Raw genomic sequence first — 20,506 nt, forward strand, 5'->3', positions numbered from 1 at the left:
GGTTAATACCTTTTTCGAAGATTATTTAAAGAAGCATTTAGCTCGTATCCTAATAATAAAATATTAGCATTGAGCCACAAATAGAATAACAATATTAAAAGGGCACCTATAGAGCCATATAACTTATTATACTGGCTAAAATTTTCAATATAAACACCAAACAAATAAGATGACAATAAAATTAATAGAGTTGTGAATAATGCACCTATTGAAAAAAACTTTGAATGTTTTCCTTCTTTTGTACCAAAATAATATAATATAGCTGTAGCTATATATACCATTACAACAAAGAAAGCATATTTAACCAAGTTTGCCCAAAATATGTTTTGTACATCAACTTGATAACCCCTATTTTTTAAAGCATCAAGTAAACCTTGAACTATATAAATTTGAAAATATCCTAAAATTGCAATAGTAAAAATGAGTAAAAATGCTAAAATTAAGGCAATCCCTAAGGCATAAAAATATTGTTTAAAAACATTACGTGTTAGTTGTTCATGATAGGAATTTTCAAAACCAGAAAATATAGCATTAATACCATTCGCCATTAATGCCAACGACAAAATAAATACGGATGACAATAAACCACCACGTTGCGTATTATCTATATTTTCAAAAATATTGGTGAAGAAAAATTCTGAAGTTGTAGGTGGCAGAAATGATTCTAAAAACCTTAAAAATTCAATTTTAAAATCATCAATAGGCACATAAGGAATTACAATTAAAACAAATAACAAAAAAGGAAAAATAGCAGTAAAAAAGCTAAACGCAATAGCACTTGCCCGAGTTGTTAAAGCACCTTTTACAATACCTGTAAGATATAATTCTAATAAATCGTAGAAAGATAACCCTTCTAAGCCTGGTAATTTTATTTGCTTTAAAAACCGAACCAAGACATTAATTATAGGAATTTTGTCAAGCTTGTCTTCAAGAGGTTTGGTCATTAATTATTTACGTTGAGATTTATAGTAAAGTTATTAAATTTAAAATTACTAGTTACTTTAAATTTAGCTAAACACAAAACTTATAAATCAAAGTATTATTTTATGGCTTTTAAACTTAAATCCATATTATGAACCGAGTGAGTTAAAGCACCACATGAAATATAGTTTACTCCACATTCCGCATAAAACCTAATTGTAGTTTCATTTATATTTCCTGATGATTCTGTTAAGCATTTATCACCAATTAACTTAACTGCTTTTCTGGTATCTTCGTAATCAAAATTATCTAGTAAAATTCTGTAAACACCTTCATTTCTCAAAATTTCTTCTACTTCGACTAAATTTCTAGCCTCTACCATAATTTGCAAGTTTCTACCTGTATCCTTCAAATATTGTTTAGTCATTTCAATGGCTTTGGTAATACCGCCCGCAAAATCAATATGGTTATCTTTAAGCATAATCATATCATACAGCGCAAATCTATGGTTTTCACCGCCTCCAATTTTTACCGCCCATTTTTCTAAAACACGTATTCCAGGTGTGGTTTTACGCGTGTCTAATATTTGGGTTTTAGTTCCTTCAAGCAAATCAACAAACATTCTTGTTTTGGTAGCTATAGCACTCATACGTTGCATAGCGTTTAAAACGGTACGCTCTGCTTTTAATATGGATTGAGAAGGTCCTTCAACATACATTACAATATCTCCAAACGATACTTCAGTACCATCTTCTATCCTTACATCAAGTTTTAAATTCTTATCCACATATGCAAATACTTTTTTGGCAAAATTTACACCACCAATAATACCTTTGTCTTTAACCAAAAGTTTTGCTCTACCTCTTGCGTTTTCAGGAATGCAAGCCAATGAACTATGGTCGCCATCTCCCACATCTTCCCTAATGGCATTTGCTATTATCATTTTAACTTCCGAGTCAAACTGCTCCTGTGTAATCATAATATTTAGTTAGTTAGATTTGAACAAAAATAAGAAATTGATTGGCTTAAATAAATATTACAATTACGAATTTTAATTTTTTTTGTCTTTTAAATGAGTTTTTCATAAATTCTAAATGCTAATTTTGTTTTTATGACTATAAAACTTCTTGCCATTGGCAAAACTGATGATAAACGCCTTACATCTTTAATTGATGATTATATAAAACGATTAAATTTTTATATTAATTTTTCTTTAGAAATAATTCCAGACTTAAAAAACACCAAACATTTAAGTGAGGCTCAACAAAAACAAAAAGAAGGCGAACTCATCTTAAATAAACTTAACAACACTGATGTTTTAGTTTTATTGGATGAAAATGGAAAACAATTAGACTCCATTGGCTTTTCGGCATATTTACAAAAACATATGAACTCTGGCATTAAACAATTAGTTTTTGTAATTGGTGGTCCTTACGGATTCTCAGACGAGGTTTATAAAAAAGCAAATGGGAAATTATCATTATCAAAAATGACATTTTCCCATCAAATGATTCGCTTATTTTTTATAGAGCAACTTTACAGAGGATTCACCATTTTAAAAAATGAACCTTATCATCATCGCTAATGTGTTTTATAAACTTGTTTGCGTTTTTTTATTTGACGCTCTAAATCGCTAATCGTTTCTCTAACAGCTACTTCAAAGTTATGCTCGTTTGAAGTTGCAAATATTCTTGGTCCAGGTAAACTCAACTCTATATTGCAAATTTTACCAGCATCATGGTTGTTCTCGTCTTGTTTAAAATGTACCGTGGCACCAATTAAAAACTCATATCTATTAAATAATTTTTCTAATTTTTCTTTTGTGAAAGCTGAAAGTGTTTCACTTACATCTACATCTACATACTGAATATTTACTGTCATAATCATTCTCTTTTTAAGTATTAATATATTTTTAAATATAAAGATTTTTTAACGATTCAACTGTGATTAAAATCATAAAATAGTAATAAATTTTCTGTATAATATTAAAAGTTTATAATTTCATTTAAAATCAATATAATAGTATTTTTGAAACTTAGATTTTTTACATAAATGCAACTCGTTTTCGCAACAAACAACCAGAATAAATTAAAGGAAGTACAAACTTTAATACCTAGCCACATTAAGCTTTTAAGTTTAAAAGACATTGGTTGTTTGGAAGATATTCCTGAAACCAAGAGTACAATTGAAGGCAACGCTATACAAAAAGCAGAATACATTAAAACCAATTATGGCTATGATTGTTTTGCAGATGATACCGGTTTAGAAGTTAAAGCCTTAAATGGTGACCCTGGTGTTTTTTCTGCCCGTTATGCTGGAGAACAGCGTAACGCTGAAGACAACATGAATAAGCTGTTGAATGAGTTAAGTAATAAAGAAGATAGAGACGCCCAATTTAAAACTGTTATAGCCTTAATAATAAATAATAAACTACAAACTTTTACGGGTATTTGTAATGGAGAAATTACCAAAACTGAACAAGGAAAAAAAGGCTTTGGATACGATCCCGTTTTCAAACCTAAAGGATACAACTTGACGTTTGCTGAAATGGATTTAAGTTTAAAAAACAGCATTGGACATCGAGGAAAAGCCATTACAAAACTTGTTGATTTTTTAAATTCATAAAAATTAAAAAGTTAGTTATAAAAAACTAATTTTCACGTTGGTCATTAATTCAGATTGTCTTACTTTTAGTTTATGACAGAGGAAGTTATAGAAAAGGAAAATGCAGCCATTGCCAAAGCCTACAAAAATTTATTAAAAGTTAGTTACACCACGCTTACTGATGATGATAAAAAATTAATCAGAAGTGCTTTTGAAGTTGCCTTAGACGGACATAAAAATCAACGCAGAAAATCGGGTGAAGCTTATATTTTTCATCCGCTTGCTGTAGCTAGAATTGTAGCTCAACAAATTGGTTTGGATGCCACTTCTATTGCTTCTGCACTACTTCATGATGTGGTTGAAGACAGTCCTGATTATACTATCGAAGACATTGAAAAACAATTTGGGGAAACCGTTGCTAAAATTGTTGATGGACTTACAAAAATTTCTTCTTTAAGCAAGGAAAAGGACATGGATGTGTCTTTACAAGCAGAGAATTTTCGTAAAATGCTACTTACTCTTAATGATGACGTTAGAGTTATCATTATTAAAATTGCTGATAGGCTTCATAATATGCAGACTATGGATTCTATGCGATCAGACAAGCAATTAAAAATAGCATCTGAAACACTTTACATTTATGCACCATTAGCTCACCGAATTGGACTTTACAATATTAAAACCGAGCTTGAAGATTTGGGTTTAAAATATACCGAGCCTGATGTTTATAACGATATTTTAAGCAAAATAAAAGAAAGCAAGGAAGAACAAGACCTTTATATTGAACAATTTAGTGATGTAATAAAAAGATCTTTAGATAAGGAGCAACTTAAGTACACCATAAAAGGAAGGCCAAAATCTATTTTTTCTATTAGAAGAAAAATGCTGAATCAAGGGGTTCCTTTTGATGAAGTTTATGACAAGTTTGCTATTAGAATAATTTATGAAAGTGACCTTGATAACGAGAAATTTATAGCTTGGAAAATCTATTCGGTGGTTACAGATCATTTCAGACCAAACCCTGTAAGACTTCGTGATTGGATTTCTTCTCCAAAAGGTACGGGGTATGAAGCTCTTCATATTACAGTTATGGGTCCAAAAGGACGTTGGGTAGAGGTTCAAATACGTAGCGAACGAATGAATGAAATAGCCGAAAAAGGCTATGCGGCGCACTACAAGTACAAACAAGGCAACGAAAAAGAAGATAATTTAGAAACCTGGATTAATCGCCTACAAGAAGCTCTGGAAAACCCAGAAATGAATGCTGTAGATTTTGTTGAACAGTTTAAGCTTAATCTCTACTCAAAAGAAATATTTGTTTTTACACCTACTGGAGAGCTAAAATCACTACCCAAAGGAGCTACTGCGTTAGATTTTGCTTTTAATATTCATACCGAAGTTGGTATGAAAACTCGTGGGGCAAAGGTAAACGGTAAATTAGTTACGCTAAGTCATGAATTAAAAAGTGGTGACCAAGTAGATATTATAACGTCAGAAAGTGCAAAACCCAACCCAAACTGGTTAGATTATGCTACTACTGCTCGTGCAAGAAGCAAAATTAAATCGGCTCTAAAAGAAGACAAAAAAATTATAGGTGAAGACGGTAAAGAAATTTTACGTCGTAAATTAAAACAACTTAAAATTAATCTAGATGAAGAAACCATCAACGAAATGGTTCGATATTTCAAGTTAAAAACAAGTTTAGATTTATTTTACAGAATTGGCGTAGGTACGATAGATAATAACATGCTTAAAAGCTATGCCGCATCTAGAAGTAACGCTTTTATGAAGTATCTTAAAAATAAGATAACACGAAAAGCTAATATTAACAAAGAAGAATTAGAAAAAGAAGAGGTTACCTTAAAGTACGACTCACTTGTTTTTGGAAAAGAAGAAGAAAAACTAGAGTATAAATTATCAAATTGTTGCAATCCAATTCCCGGTGATGATGTATTTGGTTTTTTAACGGTAAATGAAGGTATTAAAGTGCATAAATACAACTGTCCGAATGCTGTTAGTTTGCAATCTAATTATGCCTACAGAATTATGCCAGCCAAATGGATAGATTCTACTCAACAAGAATTTTTAGTAAAAATTATGCTCACAGGTATCGATCACATTGGGCTAGTTAATGAAATAACGACGATAGTTTCTGAGAATATGCATGTTAATATGAAAAGTATAAGTTTTGAAAGTGATGATGGGTTATTTTCAGGAAAAATAAACGTAGTCGTAAAAAATAATACCATTATTAAAAAACTTTTAGAAAAACTTAAGAAAATTAATGGTATAGATAAGGTTACTAGAGTATAAAAAGTGTAAATTTGCGACGAAATTATGGATCCAAAGGCTGATACAAAAAACCAAGAAATAGTAAAGAGCGTATTTACTAGCTTTTTAGAAAATAACGGGCACCGAAAAACTCCTGAGCGATACGCTATACTTCAAGAAATCTATAACAATAAAGAACATTTTGATATAGAGTCTCTTTATCTTAATATGAAAAATAAAAAGTATCGAGTATCACGTGCAACGCTTTATAATACTATAGAATTACTGTTGGAGTGCGGTTTAGTTAGAAAGCACCAATTTGGCCAAAATCAAGCACATTACGAAAAATCATATTTCGACAGACAACATGATCATGTAATACTTACCGATACCGGTGAGGTTATTGAGTTTTGCGATCCAAGGATTCAATCCATTAAAAAAACAATCGAAGAAGTTTTCGATATTGAAATTAATAACCACTCACTCTATTTTTACGGAAATAGAAAATCAACCACAAATAACTAATTTTTACAATGGCAGTAGATTTACTACTAGGACTACAATGGGGAGACGAAGGCAAAGGAAAAATTGTTGACGTACTTACAAATAACTACAATATAATTGCACGTTTTCAAGGAGGTCCTAATGCAGGACACACCTTAGTTTTTAATGGCAGAAAACATGTTTTACACACTATTCCTTCAGGTATTTTTCATGATGAAGCTATAAACTTAGTTGGAAATGGCGTTGTTATAGATCCTGTAATTTTTAAAGGCGAACTTGATAAACTTGAAGAGCAACAGGTAGATTATAGAAAATCGTTGCTTATTTCTCGTAAAGCACATATTATTTTACCAACCCACCGTTTACTTGATGCCGCAAGTGAAGCTTCCAAAGGAAAAGCAAAAATTGGTTCCACACTTAAAGGAATTGGACCTACTTACATGGACAAAACAGGTAGAAATGGTATTCGTGTAGGTGACTTGGAGTTAAGCGATTGGAAAGAAAAATATAGAGCCTTGGCAAATAAGCATGAATCTATGATTGCTTATTACAATGTTGATATTCAATATAATTTAAAAGAATTAGAAGAAGAATTTTTTAAGGCCGTTAAGGTTTTAAAATCTTTAAAATTTATAGATTCTGAAGAATATATTTATCAAGCTCAAAAATCCGGAAAAACGATTTTGGCAGAAGGTGCGCAAGGGTCTTTGTTAGATATTGATTTTGGAACGTATCCATTTGTGACTTCAAGCAATACTACGGCCGCTGGTGCTTGTACCGGATTAGGAGTAGCTCCAAACCAAATTGGTGAAGTTTTTGGTATTTTTAAAGCCTATACAACACGTGTTGGCTCAGGACCATTTCCGACAGAATTATTTGATGAAGATGGAGAAACTATGGGACGTGTTGGCAACGAATTCGGCGCAACAACCGGAAGACCGCGCAGATGTGGTTGGTTAGATTTAGTGGCTTTAAAATACGCTTGTCAGGTTAATGGTGTTACCCAATTAATGATGATGAAAGGTGATGTGCTTTCGGGATTCAAAACTTTGAAAGTTTGTACATCATACAAATATAAAGGTGAAGTAATTTCACATTTACCATATAACATAGAACCAGAAAATGTTGAACCTATCTATTCGGAACTTAAAGGTTGGAATGAAGATTTAACAGCAATGTCTGATGCTTCTCAATTACCAGGTGCTTTAAAAGATTATATAGCATTTTTAGAAAAAGAGCTTGAAATTCCAATTACAATTGTCTCGGTTGGACCTGATAGAAAACAAACTATTTTCAGAAAACAATTGGTTTAAAATACTTTATAATATAATTTTAAACGCTCCAAAATAATTTGGAGCGTTTTTTGTTTCATTATACTTAAACATCATATTAATCGTTATTTTTGCCACAAACTTTTATATTTTGAACAAACTACAGGTTTTATTTTTTTTACTCTTAATTGGGTTTTTATCAACTTTTCATAGTCAAGCTCAAACAAAAAAGAAAATTGAAATTGAATATGCAGGAAAGCTTACTATTGATGAAGAAAATTATCCAGGAGCAAAAATTTTAACACGCGACGATTCACAGCAAGTTCAAATAATCCACCAAGGCACTAATATGTGGTGTGACAAAGCCATTCATTACAGTAAAGAAAATTTTATTGAGGCTTACGGGAACGTTAAATTAATACAAGGTGATACTATTAATATGACATCTAAATACATTGAGTATAGCGGTATTACCGAATTAGCTTTTGCTAGTGGCGATGTGGTTTTAAAAGACCCTAACTCTACTATTTCATCAGACACCTTACATTTTGATAGGTCAAAACAACAAGCATTTTATAAAAGCGGTGGTACGGTTGTAAAGGATTCTTCTGGTACTATTACCAGTAAAATAGGACGCTATTATATGAACCTTAAAAAATATCAATTTGTACAAGATGTTGTTCTGGTTAACAAAGAATCTACTATTAATTCAGACTATTTTGATTTTTATTCTGATACTGGTCACGCCTATTTATTTGGTCCATCAACTATAACCACCGAAGAAAGTAAAACTTATTGTGAAAAAGGGTTTTATGATACCGAAAACAAGATTGGTTATGCTGTAAAAAAAGCAAAAATAAACTATGACAATCGTATTATTGAAGGTGATAGTTTATACTTTGATAATAATATAAGTTTTGCTTCTGCCACCAATAATATAAAGGTAACCGATACCATAAACAATAGTATTATAAAAGGGCATTATGCTGAAGTTTTTAAAGAAAAGGATTCTGTTTTTATTACTAAACGTGCGTTGGCCATTACGATTCAAGAAAACGATTCTATTTACATGCACGCAGATAAAATTATGGTTACTGGTAAACCTGATAATCGTATTATTAAAGCTTATTATAACGCTAAAATTTTCAAATCTGATCTCAGTGGAAAAGCTGACTCCATTCATTCTGATCAGAAAACGGGTATAACGAAACTTATTAATATACCTCGCTTTTCACCTGGAGATAAATTTTCGACTAAACGAAAACCCATTATTTGGAATTTTGAAAATCAAATGACAGGTGATACTATACATTTAATATCGAACAATGAAACCGAAAAAATAGATTCGCTACTGGTTTTCAATAATGCCTTTATTATAAGTAAGGATACTATTAGTCAAACTGGATATAACCAAATTTATGGTATGCGATTGGTAGGATTATTTAATGACGAAAATCAATTACGACAAGTAGATATTACAAAAAATGCAGAGTCTATTTTTTATGCACGTAATGATAAACAAGAATTGACAGGTATTGACAAAGCAAAATCTGGGAGTATCTCAATGCTATTTGCAGATGGTGATATTGAAGAATATACTAGATATAATCAAATTGATGGCAATTTATACCCTGAATCTAAATATCCAGAAAACGAGCGATTATTAAAGGGTTTTGATTGGCGCGAAGAAGAACGACCTTTAAGTGTTGACGATTTATTTAAAGACGACCCACTTTTAGAATTACCTATAATAAAAGGGCTTGAAGACTACATTCCGCAAGAAGATTTTGTTGACGAAGCTATGCAAAAGCGCATTGAACTGGCAGATGAAAATGCTAAATTAAATAATGTTCAAACATCCAAAGCATCTCGAAATTTGCCAACGAATGTAAAAATAAACACTGATTCTATACCTAAACCAGATAAAAAAACAAAACTTCCTAATTCAAAAGAAGTCAAAAAAGAATAAAAATGTCTTCAGATTTCTTTAAATATCAGGCCCAAACAACACCACATCCTTTGGCTATGGAAATTTCTCATGCCAATGGCTCATATATTTATGACACTAATAACAAAGCTTATTTAGACTTTGTAGCCGGAGTTTCGGCAACACCTTTGGGGCATAATCACCCAAAAGTTGTCTATGCTATTAAAGAACAATTAGATAAGTATTTGCATGTTATGGTTTATGGAGAATACATTCAAAAACCAGCAGTTGAACTGACTAAACTTTTAGCTGAAAATTTACCGCAACCATTAGAAAAAACATATTTAACAAATTCAGGAACCGAGGCCATAGAAGGTGCATTGAAGTTAGCAAAACGTGCCACAGGGCGCAGTGAAATTATTGCTGCAAATAATGCATATCATGGTAATACTATGGGTTCTATGAGCGTGATGGGGTTCGAAGAACGTAAACGAGCTTTCAGACCACTCTTACCAAATGTAAAGTTTATTGATTTTAATAATGATGATGATTTAGAGCAAATTACCCATAAAACGGCTTGTGTGATTTTAGAAACTATACAAGGTGGTGCTGGTTTTATTGAACCTAAGAATGATTATTTAGCTAAAGTTAGAAAACGTTGTAACGAAGTTAATGCACTTTTAATACTTGATGAAATTCAACCAGGTATTGGGCGTACTGGAAAGCTTTTTGGTTTTCAGCACTATAATTGTGTTCCAGATATTTTAGTTTCAGGCAAAGGTCTTGGTGGCGGTATGCCAATTGGTGCTTTCACAGCATCCAGTGAACTAATGGATTTATTACAAGACAATCCTAAACTTGGGCACATTACAACCTTTGGTGGTCATCCGGTAATTGCAGCATCAGCTTTAGCCACTTTAAAAGAAATTACCGAAAGTAATTTAATGGAACAATCTTTAGAAAAAGAACAACTTTTTCGAGAACTTTTAGTGCATCCTTTAATAACTGAAATTAGAGGAAAAGGACTCATGCTAGCCATAATTACACCTTCTTCAGAAATAACAAATGCGTTAATTTTAAAGTGTCAAAATGCGGGTTTAATACTTTTTTGGTTGCTTTTTGAGCCAAAAGCCGTTAGAATTACACCCCCTTTAACCATCTCTAATGATGAAATTATTAAAGGATGTAAAATAATAATTGAAATTTTAGATGAAATTCATCTTCAATAGACAGTCTTCAACTTTCTGATAATCAATTCTAAAGAATAAAAATATTTAATAACCCTTGTAAATGTTCATTACTTTGTTAAAAACATTTGAGTAGTAATCAACAATAATGCAAATAGAAGCTTAAATTTATTTCGCTACAATCTTACAAATTTGCTTATGGAGTTTAGTCATGACGACAACAACAACTTACCGCTTACCAAGTTTGAATCGATGTTGAAAACCAATCATGTTTTGTTCTTCGATTCTGAAGAATTTGAAAACATCATTCATCACTATTTAAATCAAGGAAAAATAGCCTTAGCAAAAAAAGCTATTAAGTTAGGACTGGATCAGCATCCAACTTCATTAAACTTAAAACTTTTTAAAATTGAGGTTTATATTTTTGAAGATAAATTAGTTGAAGCCGATACGTTACTTAATGAGTTATATTTATTAGACCCTACAAACGAAGAAATTTATATTCAAAAGGCTAATATTTTCTCAAAAAAAGATGATCACTTACAGGCTATTGAGGTTTTAATAAAAGCTTTAGACCTTACGGATGATGTTGTAGATATTTATTCTTTAATCGGAATGGAATATTTATTCATTGATCAATATGAAAATGCTCTAATTTATTTTATGAAATGCCTTGAAGAAGATTTAAATGATTATTCGGCTTTATATAATATAATTTATTGCTTTGAATTTTTAAATCAGTATGACGAAGCTATTTCATACCTGAACGTATTTTTAGATAATAATCCGTATTGCGAAGTAGCATGGCATCAATTAGGAAAACAGTACTACGCTATAAAAGACTACAATAAAGCCTTAACGGCGTTCGATTTTGCTATAATCTCCGACGACACCTTTGTAGGCGCTTATTTAGAACGTGGTAAGGTTTTGGAAAAATTAAAACGCTTTGAAGATGCTATAGAAAATTATACGATTACTTTACAATTAGACGAGCCAACGTCATTTGCATTGTTGCGTATTGGTAATTGTTACGAAAAGCTAAAAAATAATGACTTAGCGCTTCAGTTTTATGAAAGAACTGTTCATGAAGACCCTCTATTAGATAAAGGCTGGATTGCTATTACAAAGTTCTACAACAAAAAAAGAGACTATCAAAAAGCCCTTTATTACATCAATAAAGCCATCAATATTGACTCAGAAAATGTTACCTATTGGAAGCTTTATTCACAAATAAATCAACGATTAAATTTTTATGAAGAGGCGGAACGCGGATTTAAAAAAACACTAGAACTTGGTAATTACGAATTAAATACGTGGTTATCACGTGGCGATTTATTGATAAAGTTAGGAGAACCTGAAGCTGCTATTTATAATTTTGAACAAGCTATAGAGTTTTATCCTGAAAATCCTGAAATAGAGTATCGTTTAGCGGGATTGTACTTTCGTTTAAATGAAACTGATAAAGGTGCATTTCATTTAAAAAATGCTATAAAACAGAATGAAGATTATTCATTTATTTTAGAAGAACTTTTCCCGGAAGTTTCAAATAAAATATTAGTACAAAAAATATTAAAACCCTAACCTGTAAGCAAATCTTACATAATTGCATATTTGTTTTTTTTTAGTGTTCAAATGTATACCTTTGGTTTACTGTTAAAATTAAGGTATGCAAAGACGTTTTATTGATTATTTAGTTATTTCATTTAAAGGGTTAGCCATGGGTGCTGCCGATGCAGTTCCAGGTGTCTCTGGAGGAACAATAGCCTTTATTTCTGGTATTTATGAGGAGTTAATAAATACTATTAGCAATATAAATGTGTCACTCTTTAAAACGCTTTCAAAAAAAGGTTTCAAAGAGTTTTGGAATGCTTTAAATGGAAACTTCCTAGTAGCTCTATTATCTGGAATTATTATAAGTTTTGTCTCGTTTATGAAACTTGCAAAATATTTGCTTGAGTATCATCCCGTTTTAATTTGGTCGTTCTTTTTTGGCCTTATTGTGGCAAGTATATATTTTGTAGGAAAACAAATTACCAAGTGGCGGTTCGCTACTATAATAGCATTAATTTTAGGGGCAGCTATTGCTTTCTATATAAGCAAATTACCATCATTGGCCACTAACGAAAGTCCTTGGTTTTTATTTTTAGCTGGTGCCATAGCTATATGTGCAATGATTTTACCAGGTATTTCTGGTTCTTTCATACTTATCATTCTAGGGGCTTACAAAACTTTAAGTGATGCCATACATGATATTGATATAAAAAAATTAGTGATTTTTGCTGGTGGAGCTCTAATCGGTTTACTGAGTTTTAGTCATGTCTTAAAATGGCTTTTTAAAAACTATCACAATATAACTCTAGCTTTATTAACAGGTTTTATTTTTGGGTCGTTAAACAAAGTATGGCCTTGGAAAAAAACCTTGTCATGGCACACCAATTCAAAAGGCATCAATACACCCTTATTACAAGAAAGTGTTTCTCCTTTTTCTTTTGAAGGAGATAATCAAATAATTTACGCTATAATTTTAATGATTCTAGGGTTTTTAACTATTTTCATACTCGAAAAAATAGGCTCCAAAAAATAGAAATGCAAAGCACCAGAACACTTACTGACAAAATTTTTCTAGTCCTTAAAGGATTAGGCATGGGTGCTGCCAATAAAGTTCCAGGTATTTCGGGTGGTGTTGTAGCTTTTGTTGCAGGGTTTTATGAAGAATTTATTTATTCGCTAAAAAAGGTAAACGGTAAAGCTTTCAAATTACTCATTAATGGTCGTTTTAAAAGTTTTTATAGATATGTCAATGGCAAGTTTTTAGGGCTATTATTTTTTGGAATGGTAGTTAGCTATTTTAGTATTTCGAAGATTTTAGATTATCTAATTAAGCATTATGAATTATATGTTTGGAGCGTTTTCTTTGGAATGATTATTGGCTCCATATACTACATTAATAAAGACTTTAGAGATTGGAACTACAAAACCTATACATCTTTAGTTATTGGAATTTTAGTAGGTGTTAGTATAAGTTTTTTAAATCCTGCTAAGGAGAATGACAATCTTTTATTCGTATTTTTCTGTGGAATTATTAGTGTTTCTGGAATGACACTTCCAGGGTTTTCTGGATCTTTTATCCTCATACTTTTAGGAAATTATGTGTTGTTGCTAGTAGATTCGGTAAATGCCTTATATGATACTATTTCGGATATATTTAGTGCCGATTTTAGTTTTGTAAATAATGCTGAACGTATAAGAATGTTAAAAGTTTTAGCGATTTTTACTTTAGGATCTGTTACGGGTTTAGTAACTTTTTCACACATACTAAGTTATATTTTAAAACATTACAAAAGTATTACATTATCAGCTATAATAGGTTTTATCGTTGGATCTTTAGGAGTTGTATGGCCTTGGAAAAAAACAATTTACAAGTTAAATAACGGGGGTGAGTTTCTCTTAGATTCTACGGGTGAAAAAATTATAAAAAACTACCAACGCTTTATACCCGAATTTAATACCCAAACTTATTACGCTGTAGGTTTTATTTTTCTAGGTATAGCTATAGTTTTAGCATTAGAGTGGTACGGACAAAAAACAAAAAAAACTAAATGAACAAATTAGGGCTTTTAGGTAAAAATATTTCTTATTCATTTTCAAGATCTTATTTTAAAAAGAAATTTGAAGTTGAACATATCAATAACACGACTTACGAAAACTTTGATATTGAAAGCATTGATTTATTTCCTTTAATAATAAAAAACACTGAAAATTTAAAAGGCTTAAATGTTACTATCCCATACAAAGAAGCCATAATCCCTTACTTAGACAAAGTAAACAAAAAAGCCAAAGCTATAGGTGCTGTAAACACCATAAAAATAACCAAAAAAGGAAAGTTAACAGGCTACAATACCGATTGTTATGGCTTTAAAAACACGATAAAACCTTTTTTAAAAGCTCATCACAAAAATGCTTTAATTTTAGGTACTGGTGGTGCTAGTAAAGCCATTGCCTACACGTTTAATGAGCTTGGAATTAATTTTAAATATGTATCAAGAAACCTATCAAAAGGTGTATCCTTCACTTACGAAACGTTAAGCGAAATGGATATAAAAAATCATCAAATTATAGTAAACTGTACGCCTTTAGGAACATTCCCAAATATAGATGATTGCCCTGATATTCCATATAATGCCATAGGTAGCCATCATATTTTATTCGACTTAATTTACAACCCCGAAGAAACAAAGTTTCTAAGTTATGGAAAGGAAAAAAAAGCAACAGTTATTAATGGGTTAAATATGCTTAAATTACAAGCAGAAAAGGCTTGGTCCATCTGGAATTTATAACAAAACGCTTCCCATAATCGTTAAAACATTAATCACCTCTTTGTAATTACTTTACTTGTTAGTATCTTTAATGTCTAAAGTGCTATGTGAACCTTAACATTTTTTAAAATGTCTGATACAAATAAACTGTCTGAAACAGAAGAAATTAATGAAATTAATTCAAATGAAAATTCATTAGAATTAAATGAAAATCAAGAAGTTAATGAAACTGTTGATGGTGTTGACGTACCTGAAAACAAGGACGAAGTTTTAAATGAAATTGAGGAATCAAATGCCGAAGATGCCGAAGACGAAGGAAACAAAGACAGACACAAAATAGAAATTAAAGAGTACGACTCTATGTCTTTAGAGGCTTTGACAATAGAGCTGGAAAGACTTATAAAGAACGAAAAGGTTCAAGCAATAAAAACCCATGTAAATAGCATAAATTCCGAATTCAAAACTAAGTTTCAAGCATTATTAGACGAAAAAAAAGAAGATTTTTTAAACGATGGTGGTAATGAAATTGATTTTTATTACTCCTCGCCTATTCAAAAAAGGTTTAAGGAAGCTTACAAGGAGTATAGAAAAAAGCTAAACGATCACTACAAAAGCTTAGAAAAGAATTTAAAGCAAAACCTGGCTGATAAACTTGAAATTATTGAAGAACTTAAGGGTCTTATTAATGTTGAAGAAAACATAAATACTACCTACAAACACTTTAAAGAATTACAAGAACGCTGGCGAAATACAGGCCCGATTCCAAGAGATAAATACAATAACGCTTGGAATAGCTATCATCATCATGTAGAAATGTTTTACGACTTTTTACATTTAAATAGGGATTTACGTGATTTAGACTTTAAACATAATTTAGAGAAAAAGCTATTAATTATAGAGCACGCTGAAGAGCTTGCAAAAAACGATAATGTAATGCATGCATTTAGAGAATTGCAAGAATTACATAAAATGTGGAAGGAAGAATTGGGACCTGTGGCTAAAGAGCATAGGGAAGAAATTTGGGAACGATTTAAAGCAGCCACTAAAATTATTAATGACAAAAGGCAAGTTTATTATCAGGAAATAGATAAGATTTATGAAAAAAATCTAGAAAAAAAGCTAGAGATTATTTCTAATATTGAAGCGATAACAAACGAAAACATAATCTCTCACGGTGGGTGGCAAAAGAAAATTAAAGAAATTGAAGCGCTTCGCGAATCGTTTTTTAATGCAGGTAAAGTTCCACTTAAGGAAAATGAAAATACTTGGTCTAAATTTAAAAATTCAGTAAGACTATTTAATAGGAAAAAAAATGCATTCTATAAAGGCTTAAAAAAGGAACAATACACTAACCTGCAACAAAAACTTGAGCTAATTAAAATTGCCGAGGACAATAAGGATAGTGAAGATTTTGAGGTAACCACACCTTTAATGAAAAAAATTCAGAACGATTGGAAAAAAATTGGTCATGTTCCTCGTAAAGACAGTGATAAAATATGGAAGCGTTTTAAAACAGCCTGTAATCACTATTTTGATAAACTACATGCTACTCGAAATGCGGCAAATAAAGAGTTTATCGAGGCTTATAATAAAAAGAATGAGCTGTTAAGCACTCTAAAAGATTTGGATTTAAAAGGGTCTAAAGAGAAAAATATAGAAACTATAAAGGGGTACATTTCCCAATGGCAGGAAATTGGAAAAGTACCTAACGACAAACGCTATATTGAAGGTAAATTTCAAAAAACCATTGATAGCCTATTAACAGGTTTGGATATGGATAAAAGTGAGGTTGAAATGATTAAGTTTGAAAATAAACTGGATACCTTAAATAATTCAGACAACAATCGAGATTTGGATAATGAACGGTCTTTTATTAGTAAAAAAATAAGTGAAGTAAAAGGTCAAATCAATCAGTTAGAAAACAACCTACAGTTTTTTACTAATGTAGACGATGATAACCCCGTTGTTAAGGAAGTAAAAAACAACATAAAAGCACATAAAGAGTCACTAAAACTTTGGAAGGATAAGCTTAGTAAAATAAAAGACCTTTATTAGTCTTTGCTATCTAATTAAACTAAAATGCCCTTTATAGGTTATGATGTTTCCATCTGCTTCTATTAGTTCGGCTATAAACCAATAATCAGAATCTGGTAGCTCTTGTCCATTAAAGGTGCCATCCCAAATACCTGTTTTAGCATTTAACTGTTTGATTAATTTACCGTATCTGTTAAAAACGCTCACTTTTGATTCATTTGTAAAATCAGCACCTAAGCCTTTAATTTGCCAAATATCATTAGTACCATCCCCATTAGGTGTGAAATATTTAGGAAACCCAAGAATAAATACTTCTATAGACGCAATACCGCAGCCATTTTTATCTCTAACATATACGATATGAGAACCAGCACCAACATTGTTAAAGACTGATGAATCTTGATAAGGGCCATTAATATTATCTAATGAAAATTCGTAATCTCCAATACCTAAATTATTATTCTCATTGTTAATTGATATACTATTATTATCGGACAGTTCAACTATTGTAATATCATCTATATCAATCTCAGCGATTGCAGACTCAACAACAGAAAATGTTACCGGAAAAGAGTCGCAACCAAAACTCGAAGTAGCTATAACCGTGTAAGAGCCTCCAGAAATAACCTCAGCAAAGGCTAAATTACTAACTATATCACCATTTGAATTTCTCCATTCATAGGTGAAACTTCCAGAAGGATTAAAGGTTGTTAGAGTTATTGGATTATTATCTAAGCAATAAATTTCCGAATTATCCACTTCAAACTCAGGTCTTGGATTAGCTGTTAATACTAAATGGGGACCGATACCAAAACATTCACCATTATCATCACTCTCAACACGCACATATAAAGTTTGCGAAAAAGGGTTCACATTCACATAATCATTCTGCTGCAAAATTTCATTTTGCTCTAATTGTGCATCCATTAAACTTTCAAAATAGTGTACACTTAAATTTTGTCCAGAAGGAAATTGAGCTATAAACTGAGGAGTGACTTGGGTTAAATCAAAACTATGATAACCATCGTTAGTATCATCATCATCACATAAATCAATAGTTTCAAAATACCCCATTGGAAACGACGTTGTTGAAACCTGTAAATTAATTGTTGAAATTCTATAACAACCATCTGCATTTTCTACACGCGCAAATACGGTATTTGCCAATTGATTATTAAATATCTCATTTATTTGATTTATACTAGCATCCGCATCATTATATGACAAATGATACGTAAAAGTTATACCGGAAGTATTATTAGTTATAAAGCTATTAGCTTCTATTAAATTAAAATCTGTAAAACCATCCGCAGTGCCATCCTCATCACAGTTTTTAAATACTATAGAGTTTTCAATAGTTGGCAATGGATTTACTATAACACCAAAGGATGTGTCAGTAAAACAAGTATTATTAACATTATTAACTATCCTTAGGTAAATAGTTTGACCATTCGCGACCATATTTTCAAAAGCATTCGCTGGAGTTAAAATGGTGTTCGAATAAGCAGCATCCGTGAAATATAAAAATGTATAATCTGATGCTGATTTTCCATTTAGTAAAACACTCTCATTTGTAGTTAAATCAAAAGTAGTTAACCCATTAGTGTCATCACCGTCTTGCATGGAATCGCATTCCATTAAATCAGGTATATTAGATGGTAAAACCACTGTTTCATTAATTGTAACATTTATAGGTAGTCTATTGATGCTTTCACAATTATTTACGGTTTGAGTAGCGTAATATGTACTTGTGGTTAAAGCATCAGCAGAATTTAACTGATTACCACCAGTAACGGCGTCATACCATAAAATGTTTTGACCTGTAACTTGGATGTCTGAAATGCTAGCTTGGTCAATATCACAAAAACTTTGATTAGAGTTGGTTGTATTTGGCATTGGTGTTTTTTGAACCGTTACAGTAACTGCAGTTCGAGTTGTAGTTGTACAGCCATTTACTGTTGCATCAACATAATAAGTGGTTGTATTATTAACCACGGGCGTATTAAATACTGAACCTGTGGCTAAAGATGTTCCTCCTGTTGGAGCATTATACCAATTAATTACTCCAGCCGAAGCCGTTGCAGACAAAACCCCTGAACCTGAATCGCATACCAAATCGTCACTAACTGAATCTATTGTGGGAAATGGTGTAACTGATGCAGTAACGGGCACTCTCACACCTTCTAAACAGCCATTGATGGATGCCAAGGCGTAATAAGTAGTTGTTGAATTTATAACTGGTGTAATAAAGGTTGTTCCCGTACTTAAAAGGGTTCCTCCAACAAAAGCATCAAACCACAAAACGTCTCCCTGTGATGCGGTAGCCTCCAGAGTAACTATACCACTTCCACATCTTATAGCTGGTTTGGTATCTATGATAGAGGTTGTAAAAATATTAGAACTTGCAGAAATATTAAGAATTGGATCTCCAGGAGTTCCTCCGTATTCAACAATATAACCCTTTGGCTGATATGGTCCGCTAGGACTGCCTACATTACTTAAATCATTCCATGACCCAGGAATTCCCACACCAGGAGCAGTAACATGAGCATAATCCTCATCACCAGCTTGATTGGGTTCATTAGTATTCCAAAAGGCATAATTAGGCGTTGATCCATTTGCTAAACCATTCCAAAAAATAGTTCCAGCTTCTGGACCAGTCATCCATTTCCATACACCTTCAGTTTCAGAATCACTACCACCTATCCAACCAGCTCCTGAGGCTTGTTCACCTGATAATTGTGCCTCCTCAGCAGAGGTAATAGTTGCTAAATATCCTTTTAAACCAAAATAAGTCCTGCTATCAGCGGCAGCCCTAGCGGATGTCCAGGTTATTCCGATGGATGAGACATATTCATAATAATGATCAGTCGACGGTAAATAATTAGCATCGCCTATGGTTATTGAAAAAGCTTTATTACTAGGATTATTACTACTACTTTGAAAAACAATATCCTTTACTGCCGCAATTAAATCCGTATAACTTACTGGTAACGATGATATACCAGATAAAGTAAGTTTCCCTTCATTTGCATTCCATGACGTTACTATATTTGGGTAAGTTCCTTGAAGAATCAATAAATCTTCACCTTGTGAATAGCCAGCAGAAATTTGAATGAATAGTGCTTGTATTTCAGTATCATCTGGATCAACAATATCAAAATCAGTCACAATATTGATTTGACTTTGCGGACAATAGGCCTGATTTCCTGTTGCGGTTAATGTTGGCGCTATATTTTGAGACCAACCAGAAAGCATCAGTATTAAAGAAATAAAATAAGTATAAATAACTTTTTTATACATAAAAAAACTTTCCATAAATAAAATGAAAATTTTCAGATTTAATAAATCTATCCGATGTTAAGATAAAAATCGCTGTGAAGTGTTTAATTAGCAACAAATTTTTAGCTTCTTCCCTTTAGCAGATTTTCTAATTACTCTTTTGGTAAGCGCTTCGCCTCTTCCCGTTTA

At 31.8% G+C, this 20,506-nt stretch carries 16 protein-coding genes; 12 read left to right on the top strand and 4 right to left on the bottom strand.

What is annotated here, in order from left to right; translation table 11 throughout:
• Positions 1–2 precede the first annotated feature (2 nt).
• On the bottom strand, positions 3–944 hold the full coding sequence (locus L3X39_RS13415; protein WP_237232373.1) for a YihY/virulence factor BrkB family protein: 942 nt from the start codon (positions 942–944) through the stop codon (positions 3–5).
• A gap of 95 nt (positions 945–1,039) precedes the next feature.
• The gene (gene nadC, locus L3X39_RS13420) at positions 1,040–1,900 is read right to left on the bottom strand and encodes a carboxylating nicotinate-nucleotide diphosphorylase (protein WP_237232374.1); all 861 of its coding nucleotides are present in this window, start codon (positions 1,898–1,900) and stop codon (positions 1,040–1,042) included.
• Positions 1,901–2,032: 132 nt separating this feature from the next.
• On the opposite strand from nadC, the gene rlmH reads away from it, so the two are divergent.
• Positions 2,033–2,506 (top strand): 23S rRNA (pseudouridine(1915)-N(3))-methyltransferase RlmH, encoded by a 474-nt coding sequence (gene rlmH, locus L3X39_RS13425; protein ID WP_237232375.1) that lies wholly within the window; start codon positions 2,033–2,035, stop codon positions 2,504–2,506.
• Here the strand turns inward: rlmH and hpf are convergent.
• Complete coding sequence (gene hpf / locus L3X39_RS13430) at positions 2,503–2,802, bottom strand: ribosome hibernation-promoting factor, HPF/YfiA family (RefSeq protein ID WP_237232376.1); 300 nt, start codon at positions 2,800–2,802, stop codon at positions 2,503–2,505. The two genes, rlmH and hpf, sit on opposite strands and share 4 nt — an antisense overlap.
• A 171-nt stretch (positions 2,803–2,973) precedes the next feature.
• On the opposite strand from hpf, the gene L3X39_RS13435 reads away from it, so the two are divergent.
• The 11 genes from L3X39_RS13435 to L3X39_RS13485 all read left to right on the top strand — a co-directional run bounded on the left by L3X39_RS13435 (position 2,974) and on the right by L3X39_RS13485 (position 17,056).
• Positions 2,974–3,546, top strand: coding sequence for a non-canonical purine NTP diphosphatase (locus L3X39_RS13435; RefSeq protein ID WP_237232377.1), 573 nt, complete (start codon positions 2,974–2,976; stop codon positions 3,544–3,546).
• A gap of 72 nt (positions 3,547–3,618) precedes the next feature.
• Positions 3,619–5,838 carry a RelA/SpoT family protein gene (locus L3X39_RS13440; RefSeq protein ID WP_237232378.1) on the top strand — a complete coding sequence of 740 codons (2,220 nt, stop codon included), beginning with the start codon at positions 3,619–3,621 and terminating at the stop codon, positions 5,836–5,838.
• 24 nt (positions 5,839–5,862) lie between these two features.
• Complete coding sequence (locus tag L3X39_RS13445; protein WP_237232379.1) at positions 5,863–6,321, top strand: Fur family transcriptional regulator; 459 nt, start codon at positions 5,863–5,865, stop codon at positions 6,319–6,321.
• Positions 6,322–6,329: 8 nt separating this feature from the next.
• On the top strand, positions 6,330–7,613 hold the full coding sequence (locus L3X39_RS13450; RefSeq protein ID WP_237232380.1) for an adenylosuccinate synthase: 1,284 nt from the start codon (positions 6,330–6,332) through the stop codon (positions 7,611–7,613).
• Positions 7,614–7,722: 109 nt separating this feature from the next.
• Entirely contained in the window at positions 7,723–9,540 is a 1,818-nt protein-coding gene (locus L3X39_RS13455) for an OstA-like protein (protein ID WP_237232381.1), read from the top strand.
• 2 nt (positions 9,541–9,542) lie between these two features.
• Complete coding sequence (locus tag L3X39_RS13460; RefSeq protein WP_237232382.1) at positions 9,543–10,727, top strand: aspartate aminotransferase family protein; 1,185 nt, start codon at positions 9,543–9,545, stop codon at positions 10,725–10,727.
• 156 nt (positions 10,728–10,883) lie between these two features.
• A complete protein-coding gene (locus L3X39_RS13465) occupies positions 10,884–12,266 on the top strand; it encodes a tetratricopeptide repeat protein (RefSeq protein WP_237232383.1) in 1,383 nt (460 codons plus the stop codon).
• 85 nt (positions 12,267–12,351) lie between these two features.
• A complete protein-coding gene (locus L3X39_RS13470) occupies positions 12,352–13,269 on the top strand; it encodes a polyprenyl-phosphate transporter (RefSeq protein WP_237232384.1) in 918 nt (305 codons plus the stop codon).
• Positions 13,270–13,271: 2 nt separating this feature from the next.
• Positions 13,272–14,288 (top strand): DUF368 domain-containing protein, encoded by a 1,017-nt coding sequence (locus L3X39_RS13475; RefSeq protein WP_237232385.1) that lies wholly within the window; start codon positions 13,272–13,274, stop codon positions 14,286–14,288.
• Entirely contained in the window at positions 14,285–15,022 is a 738-nt protein-coding gene (locus tag L3X39_RS13480) for a shikimate dehydrogenase family protein (protein ID WP_237232386.1), read from the top strand. Before L3X39_RS13475 ends, L3X39_RS13480 begins: the two co-directional genes overlap by 4 nt.
• A 108-nt stretch (positions 15,023–15,130) precedes the next feature.
• On the top strand, positions 15,131–17,056 hold the full coding sequence (locus L3X39_RS13485; RefSeq protein WP_237232387.1) for a DUF349 domain-containing protein: 1,926 nt from the start codon (positions 15,131–15,133) through the stop codon (positions 17,054–17,056).
• A 6-nt stretch (positions 17,057–17,062) separates the two neighbouring features.
• Here L3X39_RS13485 and L3X39_RS13490 read toward each other — a convergent pair whose 3' ends face one another.
• Positions 17,063–20,338 carry an FIDD domain-containing protein gene (locus L3X39_RS13490; protein ID WP_237232388.1) on the bottom strand — a complete coding sequence of 1,092 codons (3,276 nt, stop codon included), beginning with the start codon at positions 20,336–20,338 and terminating at the stop codon, positions 17,063–17,065.
• Between the last annotated feature and the right edge of the window lie 168 nt (positions 20,339–20,506).

The organism is Flaviramulus multivorans (assembly GCF_021728415.1).
Classification (GTDB): Bacteria; Bacteroidota; Bacteroidia; order Flavobacteriales; family Flavobacteriaceae; genus Sabulilitoribacter; species Sabulilitoribacter multivorans.

Excerpts from the sequence above, each read along its gene's own strand:
- L3X39_RS13460 (WP_237232382.1), top strand. The coding sequence starts at position 9,543 with ATGTCTTCAGATTTCTTTAAATATCAGGCCCAAACAACACCACATCCT.
- L3X39_RS13480 (WP_237232386.1), top strand. The coding sequence starts at position 14,285 with ATGAACAAATTAGGGCTTTTAGGTAAAAATATTTCTTATTCATTTTCA.
- L3X39_RS13485 (WP_237232387.1), top strand. The coding sequence starts at position 15,131 with ATGTCTGATACAAATAAACTGTCTGAAACAGAAGAAATTAATGAAATT.
- L3X39_RS13475 (WP_237232385.1), top strand. The coding sequence starts at position 13,272 with ATGCAAAGCACCAGAACACTTACTGACAAAATTTTTCTAGTCCTTAAA.
- L3X39_RS13465 (WP_237232383.1), top strand. The coding sequence starts at position 10,884 with ATGGAGTTTAGTCATGACGACAACAACAACTTACCGCTTACCAAGTTT.
- L3X39_RS13440 (WP_237232378.1), top strand. The coding sequence starts at position 3,619 with ATGACAGAGGAAGTTATAGAAAAGGAAAATGCAGCCATTGCCAAAGCC.
- L3X39_RS13445 (WP_237232379.1), top strand. The coding sequence starts at position 5,863 with ATGGATCCAAAGGCTGATACAAAAAACCAAGAAATAGTAAAGAGCGTA.
- L3X39_RS13470 (WP_237232384.1), top strand. The coding sequence starts at position 12,352 with ATGCAAAGACGTTTTATTGATTATTTAGTTATTTCATTTAAAGGGTTA.
- L3X39_RS13415 (WP_237232373.1), bottom strand. The coding sequence starts at position 944 with ATGACCAAACCTCTTGAAGACAAGCTTGACAAAATTCCTATAATTAAT.
- L3X39_RS13450 (WP_237232380.1), top strand. The coding sequence starts at position 6,330 with ATGGCAGTAGATTTACTACTAGGACTACAATGGGGAGACGAAGGCAAA.
- L3X39_RS13490 (WP_237232388.1), bottom strand. The coding sequence starts at position 20,338 with ATGTATAAAAAAGTTATTTATACTTATTTTATTTCTTTAATACTGATG.
- rlmH (WP_237232375.1), top strand. The coding sequence starts at position 2,033 with ATGACTATAAAACTTCTTGCCATTGGCAAAACTGATGATAAACGCCTT.
- nadC (WP_237232374.1), bottom strand. The coding sequence starts at position 1,900 with ATGATTACACAGGAGCAGTTTGACTCGGAAGTTAAAATGATAATAGCA.
- L3X39_RS13435 (WP_237232377.1), top strand. The coding sequence starts at position 2,974 with ATGCAACTCGTTTTCGCAACAAACAACCAGAATAAATTAAAGGAAGTA.
- hpf (WP_237232376.1), bottom strand. The coding sequence starts at position 2,802 with ATGACAGTAAATATTCAGTATGTAGATGTAGATGTAAGTGAAACACTT.